Source organism: Williamsia sp. Y844, from assembly GCF_056786475.1.
The window spans coordinates 707,175-723,130 of record NZ_JBXCJB010000003.1; the positions used below are offsets into that span (position 1 = coordinate 707,175).

Consider the following 15,956-nt stretch of genomic DNA (forward strand, 5'->3'; position numbering starts at 1 on the left):
TCGAATTGCAGACAAAGACAATTTTATTCTCACGCACAGCGCCTGGTGGATCACACTGAGGCAGGGCGTCCCATCGGACTGAGCACCGGCCCAGCCCGACACACGGAGCATCGCACTTTCGTAGACGAGAATGTCATTTCCGTATAGTGTGAATGGATAGCCCCGGTCCCTCCGGACTCAGGTGGGGCCCCAGACCATGGAGGACGGCTCATGACGAAGGCGCTCGCGCCCGACGTTTCAACTTGGCCTGCGGAAAATCCGCAGCTCATCGGCAGCAAATGCGATGCCTGCAGCGCGACGACCTGGCCCCGCCAGAATCGTTGCCCGCGCTGCAGCGGCCCGGACATGTCGGATCTCCTATTGCCCCGGCGCGGCAAACTGATCGCCTTCACCACCCAGGGATTTGTACCGAAGCTTCCGTACGCCGGTGGCGAGACGGCAGCGACGTTCGAAACCTTCGGTGTCGGTCTCATCCAGCTCGACGACGTGGTTCGCGTCGAAGCACGTCTGACCGAAGCGGATCCGGAGAAGCTGGCGGCCATCACGGACGTCGAACTCACCTTCATCCCCTTCTACACCGAAGAAGACGGCACCGAGATCATCACCTGGGCGTTTGCGCCGGTGGCAGAGAACAGCTGAGCGAGGAGAGGCGAATATGAACGACGTTGCGATCATCGGCGTGGGTTTGCACCCATTTGGCCGATTCGGCGCCAAGTCAGCCATCGAAATGGCTGCCGACGCAATCCAACTCGCACTGGCTGATGCCGGCGCAGAGTGGAAAGACATCCAGTTCGGCATCGGTGGTAGTTACGAGGTCGACAACACCGACGCGGTCACCAGGCTCGTTGGCCTGACCGGCATCCCCTTCACCAACGTGTTCAACGCCTGCGCCACCTCAGCCAGCGCGATCGAACAGACCGCTGACGGAATCCGCTCGGGCAAGTACGACATCGGTATCGCCGTCGGCACCGACAAGCACCCCCGCGGAGCCTTCACCGCAGATCCCGCAATGCTCGGACTGCCCGCCTGGTACGCCGAAAACGGCCAGTTCGTCACCACCCAGTTCTTCGGGATGAAGATCAGCCGGTACATCCGCGATCACGACATCTCCGTCGAGACCCTGGCAAAGGTTGCGGCCAAGAACTACCGCAACGGTGGGCTCAATCCAAAGGCCTTCCGCCGCAAGCCGATCAGCGAGGAAGAGATCCTCGGCGCCCAGATGCTCAACTACCCGTTGACGCACTACATGTTCTGCGCACCCGACGAGGGCGCCGCTGCCGTCATCATGTGCCGCGGCGATCTTGCTGCGCGGTTCACCCAGAAGCCGGTGTTCCTCAAGTCCACCGCAATCCGCACCCGTACCTACGGTGCGTACGAGGTGCACGCCACCTGGGCCGCGGTTGATGAGGATGTGTCGCCGACCGTGTACGCGTCCAAGGCCGCCTACGAGATGGCCGGCATCGGACCCGAAGACGTCGACGTCATGCAGTTGCAGGACACCGACGCCGGAGCCGAGGTCATCCACATGGCAGAGAACGGCTTCTGTGCCGATGGTGATCAGGAGAAGCTGATTGCCGAGGGCGCCACCGAAATCGGTGGTTCGATGCCGGTCAACACCGACGGCGGCCTGATCGCCAACGGTGAGCCCATCGGTGCTTCCGGTATCCGTCAGGTCCACGAACTGGTTCTCCAGCTTCGCGGACAGGCCGGCGACCGTCAGGTGCCCGGCAACCCGAAGGTCGGCTACGCCCAGGTGTACGGCGCGCCCGGAACGGCTGCCGCGTCGGTCCTGTCGCTGTAACCAGTCCGCAAACGCTCCACCTCTACGAAGACGCTCCACATATTTGTGGAGCGTCTTTGTATTTGTGGAGCGTTTGCGGGTCAGTCGATGACCAGGGTCGGCAATCCCAGCGCGCGGTCGCGCACCGAGAACACCTGGGTGCCGGGTTTGCGGCCGGTACGCATCTCACTGACCTCCACATCGGCGGCAACAAGACGGCGATGAGTCAGGTCGATGTCGGTCGATCGCCAGGCGATACCCCACAGGGTCGTCGCGGCAGCCGTCGTCGCCGAACCCGGATCACCTTGTCCGACAACAACCTCCACGACCATCGTCGGGGCGCGGAAGAACAGCTGGTGAATCTTTTCGTGGATCGACTGCTCCAGCCGGAAATCCATGCCGAGGGTCGCACCGAACAGCGCCACGGCGCCGTCACGACTCGCGGCATTGAACACGAGGTGGTCGACGGCGGTCAGCTCCGAACCAGCCGTCGGTGCAAGCTGCGCGGCCTCGATCACGCCGACGGATGATTCGCCGTCGGCCTCGGCTCGTCCCGGGGCGGTCTCGGTGAGCGCCAGCCCGCGCCTGCGAAGCAAGCGGGTGGTCGCAGCGAAATCAGCGGTGCCGAACAATGCCCGATGTGGTGTCGTCTCTGAACTGCCGACACACAATTCGATCAACGCGTTGTTGACCGTCAACGGCACGCCTTCGTCGATTCCCAGCAGTCGCTCATAGGCCCGCCGGCTCGCATCGACGTCCTCGGTCGTAACGACGATGGCCGATGACAGCGACCGACGCGCCTGCTCTGAGCTCATCGATCATTCCTACCACCCGCGACTCGAGCGCCCATGTGGCCACGCGTTCGACACGTAGGATTCGCACATGACTCTCGATCACGGCGATCCCGGCGATGCACCCTCCGTTCCAGCACCCTTGACCGAGGTTGCCGACTCGACGCGTCCGTCGGCTGCTGAAGAGGCCCAGACGATTGCCGCGTCTACAAATGCCGGCACGCTCGCCAGTCTGACCGCCGAAGGCGACCCCTGGGCGTCATTTATCACCTACGGACTACTCGGTGGTGCGCCCGTCCTATGCGTTTCGAATATGGCCGAGCACGGCCGGAACCTGGCAGGCAACCCGCGGGCGAGTATCGCGATCGTCGCGCCCAACGCTGTGTCCGATCCGTTGGCGAGCGCGCGGATCACCCTGGCCGGCCACGTCGAACGACCGACCGGTGACGAGTTCGCCGCCGCTCGCGAGGCGCACCTGGCCGCGGTTCCCGCCGCGAAGTACTACGTGGACTACAGCGATTTCGCACTCTGGATCCTGCGGGTCGAGCGCGTTCGGTGGGTCGGCGGTTACGGGCGGATGGATTCGGCGACTGCACAGGCCTATCTGGCTGCGACACCCGATCCGGTGACACCGGGTTCCGCGCGCGCCATCGAACATCTCAACAACGATCACGCCGGTTCCCTCGTCGAGATGGCGCAGGGACTCGGTGGATTCCCCGACACCACCGAGGCCACCTGCACCGGCGCCGACCGCTACGGTCTCGATCTCCGGGTGGTCACACCTCGCGGAATCGCGTACACGCGGGTCGGTTACTCCACACCGATCACCGCAGCAGCCGATCTGCGGATGGCGACGGTCGATCTGGCCAAGCGGGCGAAGGCGGCCCTGACGGATCCAACTGCCGAAGGCCGGCCTTCCTGACACCGGTGGGCGTACTCCCCCACCATCTCTGAGCGCAGCGGGTGAATGTTGCCTGCTCGGTCAACCCGATCATGGCGGCCAACTGCCCCATGGGCATGTCGGTGGTGGTGAGGTACCGGCGCGCCTCTGTGCGGCGCACCGAATCGAGTATCGCGGAGAACGACGTGCCCTCAGCGGCCAACCGACGCTGCAACGTTCGCGGATGGGTTGCGAGTAGCCTTGCCACAGAACCGATCTCGGGTGGCGCGGTCCCCAGGACCTGTTGCACCGCCGCCCGCACCCGCGGGGCCGTGGCCGCGCCGGCATCGGAAACCTGCTCCGCAAGGAACGCCCGCGACAACATCCGCAGGTTCTCGTCGGCTCCGGCAAGTGGCCGAGATGCGATGCTGCGGGGCACACGCAGCATCGCCGACTGCCGGTTGGTCCGGACCGGCACTCCGAAGAAGTCCTCGTAGCGAGCGAGTGGCGCAACGGGCTGATAAGGCAGTTCCACCGTCCGAAGCCCATAGCTGCCACCGAGCAGTCGCTCGATCGAACGATGAAGGAAGCCGAGCCCGAGGTCGGTACCCTGAATGGTCGTCTCGACCCCGGCGCCGGGTCCGTATCGCAGCGCGACCACCCCCGCGACTCCGTAGGGATCGGTCTCGAGCGCCAGACTCAGCGACTGGGCGTGCACGAAGAGGTACCTCGACGTGCATTCGAGAGCGTCTGCCAGCGTCGACGAGTTCACGATCGCCAGCGCCAGCGGTCCGAGCATTCCCAGGTCCTGCCGCGCGGCCAGCCGGAGGCCGAGATCGGGACAGGCCAACTGCTGAGCTGCGATCTCGAGCGTGCGGGCCATCGCGAGGTCCGAAACCAAAAGGTCGTCGCTGTCGAGGGCCGCAGGCGGGAGCCCGGCGAGTCGTGCGATCTGTTCGGCGTCGCCGCCGAGTTCGGCAGCCAGAGCCCGAAAGCCTCGCAGACCGGCCGATCGGATCACGGACATGTCGTCCATGATCAAATAGTTGTCGCACAGAATCAAGTACCGCATGTCGGTAGTACGGAGGCTGGATACATGTCGATCTCACGAAATGGCGATTCCACTACAGCCGCGCCAGAAGCGGATCTTGACGTGGTGATCATGGGAGCGGGGCTGTCCGGGATCGGTGCGGCGTATCGCCTGCAGACCGAATGCCCCGGATTGTCGTACGCGATCCTCGAAGCACGCGATGTCATGGGCGGCACCTGGGACCTGTTCCGGTATCCGGGCGTGCGTTCGGACTCCGACATGTTCACCCTCGGATACCAATTCCGCCCGTGGCGCGATGCGAAGTCGATCGCCGACGGAACCTCGATCCTGCGATATATCCAGGAGACGGCTGACGAGTTCGGGATCGACGACAAGATCCGTTACCGCACAAAGATCGTGGCCGCCGACTTTTCTACCGCCGACGCGCTGTGGACGCTGACGACACACGAGACCAGCGCGGTCGGTGCCGTCGTCGAGCAGACCCTGCGCTGCCGGTTCCTGTACTCCTGCGCCGGTTACTACAACTACGACAAGGGCTACTCACCGGACATTCCCGGTCTCGACACTTTCTCCGGAACCGTTGTCCACCCGCAGTTCTGGCCCGAAGATCTCGACTACGCCGACAAGCAGGTCGTCATCATCGGCAGCGGAGCCACCGCGGTGACCCTCGTCCCCTCGATGACCCCGACTGCCGCCCACGTGACGATGCTGCAGCGCTCACCGACCTGGATCAGCGCGGTGCCCAGCCGCGACAAGATCGCCGACAAGCTCCGTGCCGTCCTGCCACCGCGCGTTGCCCACCGACTGATCCGCACCAAGAACATCCTGTTCGCCATCGGTGTCTATCAGTTCTGCCAGCGGCGACCACAAGCTGCCCGCGCACTGCTGACCAAGCTGAGTACCAAGATCCTCGGCGATGCCGCAGTGGTGGCCGAGCACCTGACTCCATCGTATGACCCGTGGGATCAGCGACTGTGCGCCATCCCCAACGCGGATCTGTTCAAGGCGATGAAGAAGGGCGACGCCGAGATCGTCACCGACCGCATCGATTCGGTTCTGCCCGAAGGCATCCGCCTCGAGTCCGGCCGGTTTCTACCCGCCGATGTGATCGTCACAGCCACCGGCCTCGAACTCCTGGCTTTCGGTGGTCTTGAACTCCGCGTCGACGGCGAGGAGGTCGAACTGTCGAAGCAATTCGTCTGGCAGGGCGCGATGATCACCGGCGTACCCAACTTCGCCATCTGCATCGGGTACACCAACGCATCGTGGACCTTGCGCGCCGACCTGACGTCGCGACTGGTCTGCAAGGTCCTGAACTTCATGGACCGCAACAACTTCGCCGCGGTGGTCCCCAAACGCGACCCCTCACTCAAGGAACTCCCCCTGCTCGACCTGGCATCGGGCTACGTCCAGCGGTCGATCGATGCGTTCCCCCGCCAGGGCGACCGCAGCCCCTGGAAGGTCCGGCAGAACTACCTGCTCGACTCCGCGACGACATTGCGGGCAAACCTGGGCAAAACTCTGCAGGGCACACCGAGATCGCAGATCACTGCGTCCCGACGATCTCCTGCCGTGCACCGCTGATCACATCGTCGAGGTCGAGCCCGTACGTCGGTCCGGCGGTGTCCGCGTACGCCGACAGCCGTGCGGTCGCCCGTTCGAGTAGTCGCATCGCACCGCGGTGGTTACCTCTGGCCTGATGGGTCAGCGCCACACAGATTTGCGCGAGCCCCTGCCACAGGTCGTTTTCGGCATCGGGACCCGTCTTCCATCGGACCTCGTACACCTCATGTGCCGAGAACGGACGGCCCTGTTCGAGTAGCGCGGTGGCCACGGCGATGGTTTCTGCCGGTGGCATCGGCTCCTCCGACACCGGTTCCACACCGGCAGCGCCGTAGGCCAGTGGCCGGCCAAGTGCATCGCGCGGACGCGCTTGCCGCGCGCGCCCTGCCGAGTCGCGGTCACGGTCGTCATTCATGTGTTCACTGCCTTGCCCACAATCGTTCTCACCTTCCACGGGTGAACTTCCATCGTGACGCACTCCGGCAAAGGCTGGTCGGTTTACGCTGATGGCCGGCGCGTCGATGATCGGCGCATGATCTGCGTGCGCCGCCGTGCAGTCACCAACGATACGAGGCGCGATCATGGACTCGAATACCACCGAACCGCTCGACGATTCAGAGCGCGCTGAACTTCTCAGGTTGCGCCGCGAACTCGCCGAGCCATCGACCGCACCAACCGGTGTCGCGACGGCCCGGCGCGGACACCGGGGCTTGCGCTGGACCGCCGCCGCGATACTTCTGGTGCTGGTGGCGATTCTGGCGTACTCAGCCGTGCTCGCACGGTTCGCCCGCGCCGAGGTACTCGACACCGACCGATACATCCAAACGGTGGCGCCACTGGCCGAAAACACCGTTCTGCACGACGAATTGGCCGCGCAGATCACCGACGCGATCATGACCCGCGCCAACATCGAGCAGGTCACGACCGACGCTCTGAACGCACTGACCGCGAACGCTCCCAACGTTCCACCCGCGGTGACCGGTCTTGCCCCGGTGCTCACCCAGCAAGCACGATCGTTCATCGATGAAACGGTCCAGCGCCTACTTGCCTCAGATCAATTCAAGACCCTGTGGACCGCCGCCAACCGGCGGGCCCACGAGAATCTGGTGGCGGTCTTGACCGGGGACACGGCCAAGGCCGTACAGATCGACGATGAAGGCACCGTCAGCATCGAGCTGAAACCGATCATCGACAACGTCCGCGGCGCGCTGGTCGACCGTGGATTCTCGTTCGCCGCGAACATCCCCGATATCAACAAGTCCTTTGTGATCTTCCAGTCCCCCGACCTGGTCAAGGCCCAGCGTGCGGTCTCCGCGTTGGACAAGGCCGCATCCATCTTGCCGTGGGTCACCCTACTCGTCGCCGCCGCCGCGATCTGGGCCGCGCCCAGCGGATCCCGACGACGCGCGTTCTCCTTGGTCGGCGTGGTGATTGCCATCGCGATGGCACTGCTCGCCATTTCGATCAGCATCGGGCGCGCCGTCTACCTCGACGCGGTTCCACCCGACGTCATGTCCAGCGATGCTGCGGCGGTCCTCCTCGACACCCTCGTGGTCCCCTTGCGCACCAGTCTGCGTGCGGTGGCCGTCTTGGGTATTGCGATCGCCTTGATCGGCTACCTCACCGGCGCATCCGCCTCGGCAGCGGCGATCCGGCGCGGGTTCAGCAAGGCGCTGAACGCTACGCGCGGCAACGGCAGTGGCCGCGTCCCGCACCCGGCCGAGGTGTACGCGGCGAAGTTCCGGTTGCCGCTACGCATCGGGATCATTGCGATCGCGATCATCGTCCTGGTCTTCTGGGACTACCCGTCGGGACTGGTCGTCATCATGACCATTCTGATCGCCGTACTCGCGCTACTGGCGGTCGAACTCCTCGCCCGCCCCGCCATCGGCTACGCCCCGCCCGAGTCGGGCCCCGAACCCTCAGACCCGATCCCGCCGACAAGTTCGGTCGGGATCGACAAGCCCGTCGACTGATCGCTTATCGTTTCTTCCATGAGCGTCAACGAAACGGAGACGATATGAAAAAGCTTGTGGCACTGGTTTCCTTTGTCAGCTGCTTGCTGTTTGCTTCGGCCTGCAGCAGCGAAGAGGTCCAGGATACAACCGAACAGGTGCGTAGCAGCGCTGAGCGGGCCATCGACAGTGCTTCCACTGCCGCCGGAAACGTCCAGGACAAGACGTATACCGAGGCCCTGAAATCTCAGGACGCAACATTCGGTAACAGCGATGAGCAGATCGCCGCCGCGCGGACGGTGTGCGATGAACTGACAAACGGGACAAGTCTGAACGACACGATTACCTTGACCGCCGACGACACCGGTCTGAGCGACTCGAAGTCGCGCACCTTGATCAACATCGCGGTCCCGATCTACTGCCCGGGCAACGTCGGCAAACTCACCGGCAACTGAGTACATGAGCTGAACGCCCAACAACTCACCGGCACAACAAATGCCGAGCGCTGCGACCGGCCACGTCCGGTCGCAGCGCGCCACGGCCACGTATACGATCACCGGGTGCTCGGGGACTTCGGCCAACAGCTGACAACACGATGACGTCGATTCTGATCGCCATGCTGGTGATCGTCAGCTGGTCCCTCATCGCCGGCCGCTTGGCACGATTCCGGATCTCCGGGCCATTCCTGATGGTCATGGCCGGCATCACCATCGGACTGACCACAAACAACGACATCGGCAACGCACTCGACACAGTCGTGGCCGAACGAATTGTCGAGTTGATCCTGGCGGTGCTGCTGTTCGTCGACGCCTCCGAGGTCAAGGGCGGCTACTTCGCAGGCGAACGCCGAATCTCGTTTCGGTTGTTGCTCATCGCGATGCCGTTGTCGATCGCAGCGGCCATGCTGTTGGGTGTTGCACTGCTACCGAGTCTGTCCATCGGTGTCCTTCTGCTCATCGCATGCATCATCATCCCGATCGACCTGGCTCCCGCGTCATCAATCGTTCGTGACCAACGCATCTCACCGCGGGTACGTCACCTCCTGAATGTCGAGAGTGGCTACAACGACGGAATCGTGGCGCCGCTCTTCATCTTTGCCCTCACCCTTGCCGGTGACCACTCGCACGCACAGTCTCCGGCTGATGCACTCGAGACCGCGCTGCCCGCGGCGCTGTCGGCGGTTGTTGTCGGCGCCGCTGTCGGCATCGTCGCCGCCTGGTTGACCAACCAGTCCTTGAGACGAGGGTTCGCCACCGAGCAGTCGATCCGGATCAGTCTCGTCATCTTTCCGCTCTTCGCCTACGGTTGCGCACAGCAGGTGGACGGCAATGGCTTTGTGGCCGCGTTCATCTGCGGTATCGCCTACAAAGCGGCACGCAGGGATGGACCCCGCGACGAAGAACTCAGCCTGGTCGACGACGTGGGTGCGCTCGCTGCGCTCACCATGTGGTTCGTGTTCGGCTGCGCGTCGGTCCTGGTGTTCGAGTTCGGATTCGTCTGGCAGATCATCATTCTCGGCATCGCCGCGCTGACCGTCCTGCGTATCGGACCGGTGTATCTGTCGCTGATGGGCACCGATCTGAGCCGCGTCGACCGACTGGTGATCGGAATGCTCGGCCCACGCGGTACGGCGTCGATCGTTTTCGGGCTCCTGGCGTTCAATGCGCTGGACGGCACGATCGCCGACGACACCCTGTATGCGATGACGGTCACGGTGATGGCCAGCGTGGTGATACACGGCGTCGGGTCAAGTGTGCTTGCTCAGTGGCTCGAGCGTCGGGCACACCGCATCGACATCGGCGAGCCCAACTGACCAGCGGCAGAACATATTCGACAGTCCTATGGTTCAACGCGGCGGCCGGCCGCTCCCATCGGGGTCTGCCGCGAGCGATTCGAGTCGCTCGCGGAACTGCACCACTCGTTCGCGGGCCTGCTTCGTCTCCTGCTCCGACTCCGCGGCATGTTCGGTTGCGACCCGTTCGGCGCGGCGGGCGAATTGAAGTTCTTGTTCAGCCTGCGCCAGTTGCCCGCGCAGTTCCTCCACCCGAACCGACGCGTCTTCGACGGCTGACTCGGCCAGGGCGGCCTCCTTTTTTGCTTCTCGGGTCGTCGACACCGCGGTGCGCTCGGCTTCCTCCGCCTCGGCAAGCTGCGCCCGAGTCGCCTTGACGGCGTCGTCTGATGCCTCGTCACGGGGCGCGCGCGTGGACGTGCGCTTGCGTTCGCTTCCGCCAACCAATGTCAGTCCGGCCGGACCCATTCCGCTATAACTGACCGCGGAGAGCAATCGACCGGCCCGGACCAGTTCTCCGATCTCGGGATCGGCCAGGGCCGCATGCAAGGACTGACCGACCTCCCGGAGCGCGGTCTCACTCGCCTGATGCCCATTGCCTGCGGCCAGTGCACCGGCTTGCCTGGCCAATGCGCGAACCACCTGCTGGCGCTGGGTCGTCAGAGTCCGCAGTTCGTCGCCGGCCAGGTGGCGCTGAGCGTCGCGCATCGCCTCACCGAGGTCGAGCAAATTCTCGATGTCATCGGAGTTCTCTCGGGACAGGATGTTGACCATCCACGCGACGGTGGTCGGCCGTCGCAGGCCGGCGATCTTGTTGGCGAGCGCCTTATCCCCCGCGGCGCGTGCTTCTTTGGCCCGGGCCGTGCGGGTCTCGACAAAATCGGCCGGTTCCAGACCGTACAGTTCGTCGGCCACCTCGTTGATGTCCACTGCGATCGCCCCTGCCCACTGACCTAAGAGTCGGCGGTGACCTTACTCAGGAAGAACACCGGGATCAATCGATCGGTCCGCTCTTCGTAGATCGCAAAGTTCGGCCAGGTGTCGAGCAGGATCTTCCAGACCTCGTCACGCTCGGGTCCGGTGATCTCCCGCCAGTTGACCTTCAACGTTTTTCCGCGATGCACGACCTCGGCCGTCTCGCAGGCCCTGATGTTGAGCACCCAGCTGGGCATCTCCGGGTTTCCGAAGTATGAACCGGCAATCAGCCAGCCGTCGTCCTTCAGGGCACAGAGCAGAGGTGTCGACCGGATGTTTCCGGTCTTGCGTCCGGGTACCCGCAGAACGATATTGGGAAGTCCGGCGATGTCGAGCACACTCACTCGCCCCCTGGTGAGGCGCTGCAGGCGCACGTCGGTCTTCTCGATGAGTGGAAGCATTTTCGGCATCCACGAGAGCGCGCCAATCTTTACCGCCAGCGGCGTCAGAATCCCCACCGGCACAGGCTACCCACTCCGACGTCTACCCACCGCATCAATCCGCCGCGGACCGGCGCGCTGGTGAGCGCACCGGTCCGCGGCGATTTCAATGGTGGTGTCAGCTGTTGGCACCGACCAGATCGTTCGAACGCTTGTTGTCGGCGGCAAGCCAACCCACCTTCGTGCCCAGGGCCGCATCGACGCTGAACTTTCCGGCACCCACGACGGCGAGCAGCAGCGCGCCCATCCCGAGCGACAAGACCAGCTCGTATCCGCCGTCGGACGCCCAGATGCCGTTGTCGATATGCGTGATGAAAAGCGCGCCAAGCATGTCGAGGAACAGCAGAGCACCGACGATCGGGGTCAGGGCGCCGGCAATCAGGGCGATGCCACCGAGGATCTCGAGCCAGGTGACCAGGAAGGCCGACACCGGGGCCAGCGGCACATCCATCATCTCGAAGCCGGCTTTCGGTCCGGCCCATCCGTTCTGCTGGAACTTCTGAAGTCCATGCGCCAAGAAGACGATGCCGAGACCGATGCGCGCAACGAGGATGCCTACGCTACGAATGATGGGGTTATTCATTCTCTGAACTGCCTTAATGTTCGAAGTTAACTTGACGTATCAAGTAAATAGTACGTAAATTTAACTTGATGCGTCAAGTAATGCGGCAGGGGCTCCCAGTCGTAATACACTTCGACAATGCAGAGCGGGCCGGAGCCGAAGTGGCTCGACGACGAAGAAATGGACGCCTGGATCCAGGTGGCGACCGCGTTGGCGCGCCTGCCCCACGCGCTCGATGCACAGCTGCTGCGCGACGCTCAGCTCACCCACTTCGAGTACGAGGTGCTCGCGGCCTTGTCCGAGGCCCCCGATCGCACACTTCGCATGAGCACACTGGCCGAGATGTCCTATGGCTCACTGTCGCGTTTGTCCCACGTGGTCACCCGCCTGGAAAAGCGCGAATGGGTCAGGCGGTTTCCCTGCCCGGACGACGGTCGATTCACCAATGCCGTTCTGACGGAAGCAGGTTGGGACAAAGTGGTCGAAACCGCTCCCGGGTACGCCGCCAACGTTCGATCCCTGGTCATCGATCGACTCAGTCGCGCTCAGCTCCGCCAACTCACGGCGATCGGCAAACGGATCAACGCCGGTTCGCCTCCACTACGGTGAACAGCGCCAACCTGAACAGCGAGATGATCAGGGCGCCAGGGTCAGCCAGTCGGTGAACCCCGAGGGATCGTGCCGCCCCAGCGCACCATGTTCGAACAGCCCGAATCCCTCCACACCGTCAGCGCCGGGACCGGTACAGACCGCCCTTCCGACATGGTCGATGACTCCGAACATCATCCGGCCGGCAACCGCGGCGTCGGTGATGTCGTAGCTGACCCGTTCGACGAACTTCTCTCCGTGCCAGCTGCCGTGAATCCAGTCGGGGTCACCGCCGTATCCACCGCCGACATGTATCGGTACCGCCAGCCGGGATTCGATCTCGAGTACCAGCGGGGATCCGTCGGGCGTGGTGCATTCGATGGTTGCCCCGGTCGGGATCCGGGTGCCGGAGGCGTATCGGATCGCCACCCGCGGCCAGCCGAGTTGTTCGGTGCGGCCGTCGGACCACACCCGGGTGCAATCGTTGAGGGTCCGGAATCCGGTCGGATCTTCCTGGATGATCAGAATGACCGCGAAGTCGTCGAAGCGCATCGGAACGTACAGCCACCACATGCCCTCAAATGGCGGATCCGCAGGCCGGCCCGTCGGTTCGGGCTCTCCGACCGGACGGATACCCCAGGACCGATCGCGAGTGCCCACCCACGTCGAAGGATCGACGGCGATGTCGGTGCCGTCGATCGACAATGTGCCACTCCATGTACCCACCTGGGCAAACCGTTGCGCCTGCAATGTGATTCGGCTGCCGGTGCGCATGATGTGCGGTTGTTCCTGCAGGACGTCGAACGAACCCTGCCACGTCATGTCCATGGCGATGCCCTCGGTGGGTTCGAGGATCAGACGCAGGGTCCGCAGCGGTTCGACCACCTCGATCCGATAACCGTTGACGTGCTGGTTGAGTCGGTCGGAGTCGATGGCGTCACCGAGGTGAACCGCGGTCTGCACGTCACCTCGCCGCACTAACACAAAAGCATCCTTGGTGCCCAGATTCGGGTAATAGCCCGCACCGGTGATCACAAATATGTCGCCGGTGCGGTCGTGGGCATTAAAGTAGCTGCGGTCGTAGAAGTTTCGATCACTCGAGTCGACGAGTCCGATGGGTAGCGGCGTTTGATGAATGGGGTACTCGTCGAGCGGTTCGATCACTGTGCTTCCCCTTTGCCGGTACCGATGAGTTGTTCGAGGAGCGCCCGATGATGGAACAGTCCATCCACCTCGTCGGGCATCTCGATTTCGCCGAAGTGCACCTGCCGGGCCCCGGTTCGCATGAACACACAACCCCAGATCACTGCGGCGTACGCGTAGAACCAGTCGAGGTCGCCAACGGCCACGCCGGTCAGTTCTGTGTACGTGGAGACCACATCATGTTCGGTCAAGGTGTCCGGCATCCCGGGAAGTCCCAGCGTGGTGGCAATGTGCTGAAATACGTTGTGTGCAAAAATCATCCACGCGATGTCGAGCTCACGCGGACCGACGGTCGTCATCTCCCAGTCGAGTACGGCCACCGGTGCGAAGTCGCGATATAGCGTGTTGCCCAATCGCGCGTCACCCCACAGCAGGACCGGCTGCGCCGCCTCGGCGTCCGTGGGCCAGTGCTCTTCGAGCCAGTCGAATGCCCGGTCCAGCAGCGGCGATCTGCCGAGGTCACGGGCAGCGAACTCATACCAGGATCTGCACCAGTTGACGTTGCGCCGCAGGGCGCTGTCTCCTGCAGTTCCCTCATCGAGAAAGCCGAATGTGTTTTCTGCGTCCGGTATCGAGTGCAATTTCGCGATGACGGCCACCGTGGCATCTTGCACGGCTCGCTGCTGCAGTGCCGAGGCGTCATGGAACCAGTTGTCGCCGAATGTATATGGCATCACATCGGGTGGAACGGTCCCGTCGACGTGGTCCATCAGGAAGAACGGTGTGCCCAGGACGTCGCCGGTGGGTTCCATCCAGCGCACCTGCGGTACCGGGATGTCGGTCAGCTCCCTCACCAGGCGCATGACCTCGAATTGGTGGTCGAGCCGATACTCGGGAAAGACAGGTACATCCTCGTCGGCCGGGGTCACACGTGCCACGTACCGGCGTGATGTCGTTTCACCCCCCTCGTCCCAGGTGGCGGTGAGCACAATTGTCTCCGAGGACATCCCGTTGCTGTTTATGCCACTGTCGACGGCAACCGAGGGTGTGACCCCATCGGGCAGGACCGTCGACAACCAGGCGGCGAGCCGCCGGGGAAGTGTGGCCGCGTCCCTACTGGAACGCGTCAACTTCATGTCAGCAAGTGGTTGTTCAGCTGCCACCGATTTCCCTCCGGAAGCTTGCGCGCCTCACCAAAAATGTGACGCAGATTACGATACCGCTGGTTGCGTAATGAAAGCAGAGCGCCCACGTGATGACAAGGATTTGCTGCTTTCCGGCATTGCATCCGCAGCATCCCAACTCGAAGGACGGTAACGGTGCCACTACCCGGTGAACCACTGGACAAACTCGGATTTCTCACGATCGGGCGATTCGATCCAGCCAACCCGGCCGACGGCCATGAGTCGACCCTGAGAATCATCGAGCTCGCCGAGGACCTGGGATTCGACAGTGTCTGGCTGCGGCATCGTCATCTGCAGTTCGGGATCTCGTCACCCGTTGCGGTCCTTGCTGCCGCCACTCAACGGACCAGCCGAATCGATCTCGGCACCGCTGTCATCCCACTCGGTCTCGAGAACCCCCTGCGCCTGGCCGAAGATCTCGCCACGGTCGACATCCTCTCCGGCGGACGACTCAATCCCGGCGTCTCCGTCGGTACTCCGATGCGCTACGACAATTTCAAGACCAGCCTGTACCCCGAGACGCACGCGATCGAGAACTTCAGCAAAGACCGGGTCCGCAGGCTCATGGACAACATACGAGGTGTCCCGGTCAGCGACTTCGAGGGAACCGTTGGGATAGAAGAGTTCTCACGCATCGTCCAGCCTCACTCCCCTGGATTGATCGACCGACTCTGGTACGGCGGGATGTTGTCGTCGGCGATCTGGGCCGGCCAACAGGGTCTGAACTATCTGACCAGTTCGGTGGTCACCGCCGATGGATCGGACTCACTGGACTTCGCAACCATTCAGGCACAGCACATCGATGCCTATCGCGCACACCATCGACACCCCGAAAAAGCCCGGGTGTCACAGGGTTTGGTGGTGATCCCAACCGACTCGGCCACACCCGAGCAGATTCGGAGGTACCGGGCCTATGCCGCGGCCCGCTTCGACCGGACGCTGTCCCCGCAAGGCCCGCGCAAAATGCTCTTCGCCCCTGACATCGTCGGCACCTCGGACGAGATCGCCGATGTGTTGTTCTCCCATGCGGGATTCCAGAGAACGCAGGAGACAACCTTTGCGTTGCCGTTCTCGTTCGACGATCCCGACTACCTGCAGATCCTCACCGACATGGCCGTGCACCTCGGCCCGAAGCTGGGGTGGACACCCACATCCGGTTGATGAGCCACCGCCATCACGCCGCGGCAGACCGATGAGTTTTCGGCATCGGGGCGGTCAGACCCAAGGTAGGGATCAAACCTTCCACGGCGGC

At 63.4% G+C, this 15,956-nt stretch carries 17 protein-coding genes; 9 read left to right on the top strand and 8 right to left on the bottom strand.

What is annotated here, in order from left to right; genetic code table 11:
* Nucleotides 1–210: 210 nt before the first annotated feature.
* Together AC1TQG_RS20115 and AC1TQG_RS20120 are read left to right on the top strand one after the other, a co-directional pair.
* On the top strand, nucleotides 211–639 hold the full coding sequence (locus tag AC1TQG_RS20115) for a Zn-ribbon domain-containing OB-fold protein (protein WP_482139593.1): 429 nt from the start codon (nucleotides 211–213) through the stop codon (nucleotides 637–639).
* A 16-nt stretch (nucleotides 640–655) separates the two neighbouring features.
* Complete coding sequence (locus AC1TQG_RS20120) at nucleotides 656–1,801, top strand: thiolase family protein (protein WP_482139594.1); 1,146 nt, start codon at nucleotides 656–658, stop codon at nucleotides 1,799–1,801.
* Between the two features lie 80 nt (nucleotides 1,802–1,881).
* Here the strand turns inward: AC1TQG_RS20120 and AC1TQG_RS20125 are convergent, their stop codons facing one another.
* Entirely contained in the window at nucleotides 1,882–2,595 is a 714-nt protein-coding gene (locus AC1TQG_RS20125) for a VOC family protein (protein WP_482139595.1), read from the bottom strand.
* Between the two features lie 67 nt (nucleotides 2,596–2,662).
* Between AC1TQG_RS20125 and AC1TQG_RS20130 the strand changes: the two genes are divergently transcribed.
* Entirely contained in the window at nucleotides 2,663–3,493 is an 831-nt protein-coding gene (locus AC1TQG_RS20130; protein ID WP_482139596.1) for a HugZ family pyridoxamine 5'-phosphate oxidase, read from the top strand.
* Here AC1TQG_RS20130 and AC1TQG_RS20135 read toward each other — a convergent pair.
* Nucleotides 3,396–4,487: an AraC family transcriptional regulator ligand-binding domain-containing protein gene (locus tag AC1TQG_RS20135; protein ID WP_482139597.1), complete on the bottom strand. Its 1,092-nt coding sequence runs from the start codon at nucleotides 4,485–4,487 to the stop codon at nucleotides 3,396–3,398. The two genes, AC1TQG_RS20130 and AC1TQG_RS20135, sit on opposite strands and share 98 nt — an antisense overlap.
* Nucleotides 4,488–4,547: 60 nt before the next feature.
* Between AC1TQG_RS20135 and AC1TQG_RS20140 the strand changes: the two genes are divergently transcribed.
* On the top strand, nucleotides 4,548–6,086 hold the full coding sequence (locus AC1TQG_RS20140) for a flavin-containing monooxygenase (protein ID WP_482139598.1): 1,539 nt from the start codon (nucleotides 4,548–4,550) through the stop codon (nucleotides 6,084–6,086).
* Here AC1TQG_RS20140 and AC1TQG_RS20145 read toward each other — a convergent pair.
* On the bottom strand, nucleotides 6,049–6,480 hold the full coding sequence (locus tag AC1TQG_RS20145; protein WP_482139599.1) for a DUF309 domain-containing protein: 432 nt from the start codon (nucleotides 6,478–6,480) through the stop codon (nucleotides 6,049–6,051). The two genes, AC1TQG_RS20140 and AC1TQG_RS20145, sit on opposite strands and share 38 nt — an antisense overlap.
* Before the next feature lie 166 nt (nucleotides 6,481–6,646).
* On the opposite strand from AC1TQG_RS20145, the gene AC1TQG_RS20150 reads away from it, so the two are divergent.
* From AC1TQG_RS20150 to AC1TQG_RS20160, 3 genes are all read left to right on the top strand, one after another.
* Nucleotides 6,647–8,041: a hypothetical protein gene (locus AC1TQG_RS20150; RefSeq protein ID WP_482139600.1), complete on the top strand. Its 1,395-nt coding sequence runs from the start codon at nucleotides 6,647–6,649 to the stop codon at nucleotides 8,039–8,041.
* 44 nt (nucleotides 8,042–8,085) lie between these two features.
* Nucleotides 8,086–8,475, top strand: a complete 390-nt coding sequence (locus AC1TQG_RS20155; protein WP_482139601.1) for a DUF732 domain-containing protein — start codon at nucleotides 8,086–8,088, stop codon at nucleotides 8,473–8,475.
* A gap of 140 nt (nucleotides 8,476–8,615) precedes the next feature.
* Entirely contained in the window at nucleotides 8,616–9,833 is a 1,218-nt protein-coding gene (locus AC1TQG_RS20160) for a cation:proton antiporter (protein WP_482139602.1), read from the top strand.
* Between the two features lie 33 nt (nucleotides 9,834–9,866).
* Here the strand turns inward: AC1TQG_RS20160 and AC1TQG_RS20165 are convergent, their stop codons facing one another.
* From AC1TQG_RS20165 to AC1TQG_RS20175, 3 genes are all read right to left on the bottom strand, one after another.
* The gene (locus AC1TQG_RS20165) at nucleotides 9,867–10,742 is read right to left on the bottom strand and encodes a hypothetical protein (protein ID WP_482139603.1); all 876 of its coding nucleotides are present in this window, start codon (nucleotides 10,740–10,742) and stop codon (nucleotides 9,867–9,869) included.
* Between the two features lie 23 nt (nucleotides 10,743–10,765).
* A complete protein-coding gene (locus AC1TQG_RS20170; RefSeq protein WP_482139604.1) occupies nucleotides 10,766–11,245 on the bottom strand; it encodes a nitroreductase family deazaflavin-dependent oxidoreductase in 480 nt (159 codons plus the stop codon).
* A 100-nt stretch (nucleotides 11,246–11,345) separates the two neighbouring features.
* On the bottom strand, nucleotides 11,346–11,810 hold the full coding sequence (locus AC1TQG_RS20175) for a DoxX family protein (RefSeq protein WP_482139605.1): 465 nt from the start codon (nucleotides 11,808–11,810) through the stop codon (nucleotides 11,346–11,348).
* Between the two features lie 117 nt (nucleotides 11,811–11,927).
* On the opposite strand from AC1TQG_RS20175, the gene AC1TQG_RS20180 reads away from it, so the two are divergent.
* Entirely contained in the window at nucleotides 11,928–12,398 is a 471-nt protein-coding gene (locus tag AC1TQG_RS20180) for a MarR family winged helix-turn-helix transcriptional regulator (protein ID WP_482139606.1), read from the top strand.
* Between the two features lie 27 nt (nucleotides 12,399–12,425).
* On the opposite strand, the gene AC1TQG_RS20185 is transcribed toward AC1TQG_RS20180, so the two are convergent.
* Both AC1TQG_RS20185 and AC1TQG_RS20190 read right to left on the bottom strand, forming a co-directional pair.
* Complete coding sequence (locus tag AC1TQG_RS20185) at nucleotides 12,426–13,541, bottom strand: Rv3169 family protein (RefSeq protein WP_482139607.1); 1,116 nt, start codon at nucleotides 13,539–13,541, stop codon at nucleotides 12,426–12,428.
* On the bottom strand, nucleotides 13,538–14,656 hold the full coding sequence (locus AC1TQG_RS20190; protein ID WP_482139944.1) for a phosphotransferase family protein: 1,119 nt from the start codon (nucleotides 14,654–14,656) through the stop codon (nucleotides 13,538–13,540). Before AC1TQG_RS20190 ends, AC1TQG_RS20185 begins: the two co-directional genes overlap by 4 nt.
* 183 nt (nucleotides 14,657–14,839) lie before the next feature.
* On the opposite strand from AC1TQG_RS20190, the gene AC1TQG_RS20195 reads away from it, so the two are divergent.
* Entirely contained in the window at nucleotides 14,840–15,865 is a 1,026-nt protein-coding gene (locus AC1TQG_RS20195) for an LLM class flavin-dependent oxidoreductase (RefSeq protein ID WP_482139608.1), read from the top strand.
* Nucleotides 15,866–15,956 lie beyond the last annotated feature (91 nt).

What these genes read in the sequence shown, in the direction of transcription:
- AC1TQG_RS20115 (WP_482139593.1), top strand. Translation starts at nt 211, where the DNA reads ATGACGAAGGCGCTCGCGCCCGACGTTTCAACTTGGCCTGCGGAAAAT.
- AC1TQG_RS20120 (WP_482139594.1), top strand. Translation starts at nt 656, where the DNA reads ATGAACGACGTTGCGATCATCGGCGTGGGTTTGCACCCATTTGGCCGA.
- AC1TQG_RS20125 (WP_482139595.1), bottom strand. Translation starts at nt 2,595, where the DNA reads ATGAGCTCAGAGCAGGCGCGTCGGTCGCTGTCATCGGCCATCGTCGTT.
- AC1TQG_RS20130 (WP_482139596.1), top strand. Translation starts at nt 2,663, where the DNA reads ATGACTCTCGATCACGGCGATCCCGGCGATGCACCCTCCGTTCCAGCA.
- AC1TQG_RS20135 (WP_482139597.1), bottom strand. Translation starts at nt 4,487, where the DNA reads ATGGACGACATGTCCGTGATCCGATCGGCCGGTCTGCGAGGCTTTCGG.
- AC1TQG_RS20140 (WP_482139598.1), top strand. Translation starts at nt 4,548, where the DNA reads ATGTCGATCTCACGAAATGGCGATTCCACTACAGCCGCGCCAGAAGCG.
- AC1TQG_RS20145 (WP_482139599.1), bottom strand. Translation starts at nt 6,480, where the DNA reads ATGAATGACGACCGTGACCGCGACTCGGCAGGGCGCGCGCGGCAAGCG.
- AC1TQG_RS20150 (WP_482139600.1), top strand. Translation starts at nt 6,647, where the DNA reads ATGGACTCGAATACCACCGAACCGCTCGACGATTCAGAGCGCGCTGAA.
- AC1TQG_RS20155 (WP_482139601.1), top strand. Translation starts at nt 8,086, where the DNA reads ATGAAAAAGCTTGTGGCACTGGTTTCCTTTGTCAGCTGCTTGCTGTTT.
- AC1TQG_RS20160 (WP_482139602.1), top strand. Translation starts at nt 8,616, where the DNA reads ATGACGTCGATTCTGATCGCCATGCTGGTGATCGTCAGCTGGTCCCTC.
- AC1TQG_RS20175 (WP_482139605.1), bottom strand. Translation starts at nt 11,810, where the DNA reads ATGAATAACCCCATCATTCGTAGCGTAGGCATCCTCGTTGCGCGCATC.
- AC1TQG_RS20180 (WP_482139606.1), top strand. Translation starts at nt 11,928, where the DNA reads ATGCAGAGCGGGCCGGAGCCGAAGTGGCTCGACGACGAAGAAATGGAC.
- AC1TQG_RS20190 (WP_482139944.1), bottom strand. Translation starts at nt 14,656, where the DNA reads ATGAAGTTGACGCGTTCCAGTAGGGACGCGGCCACACTTCCCCGGCGG.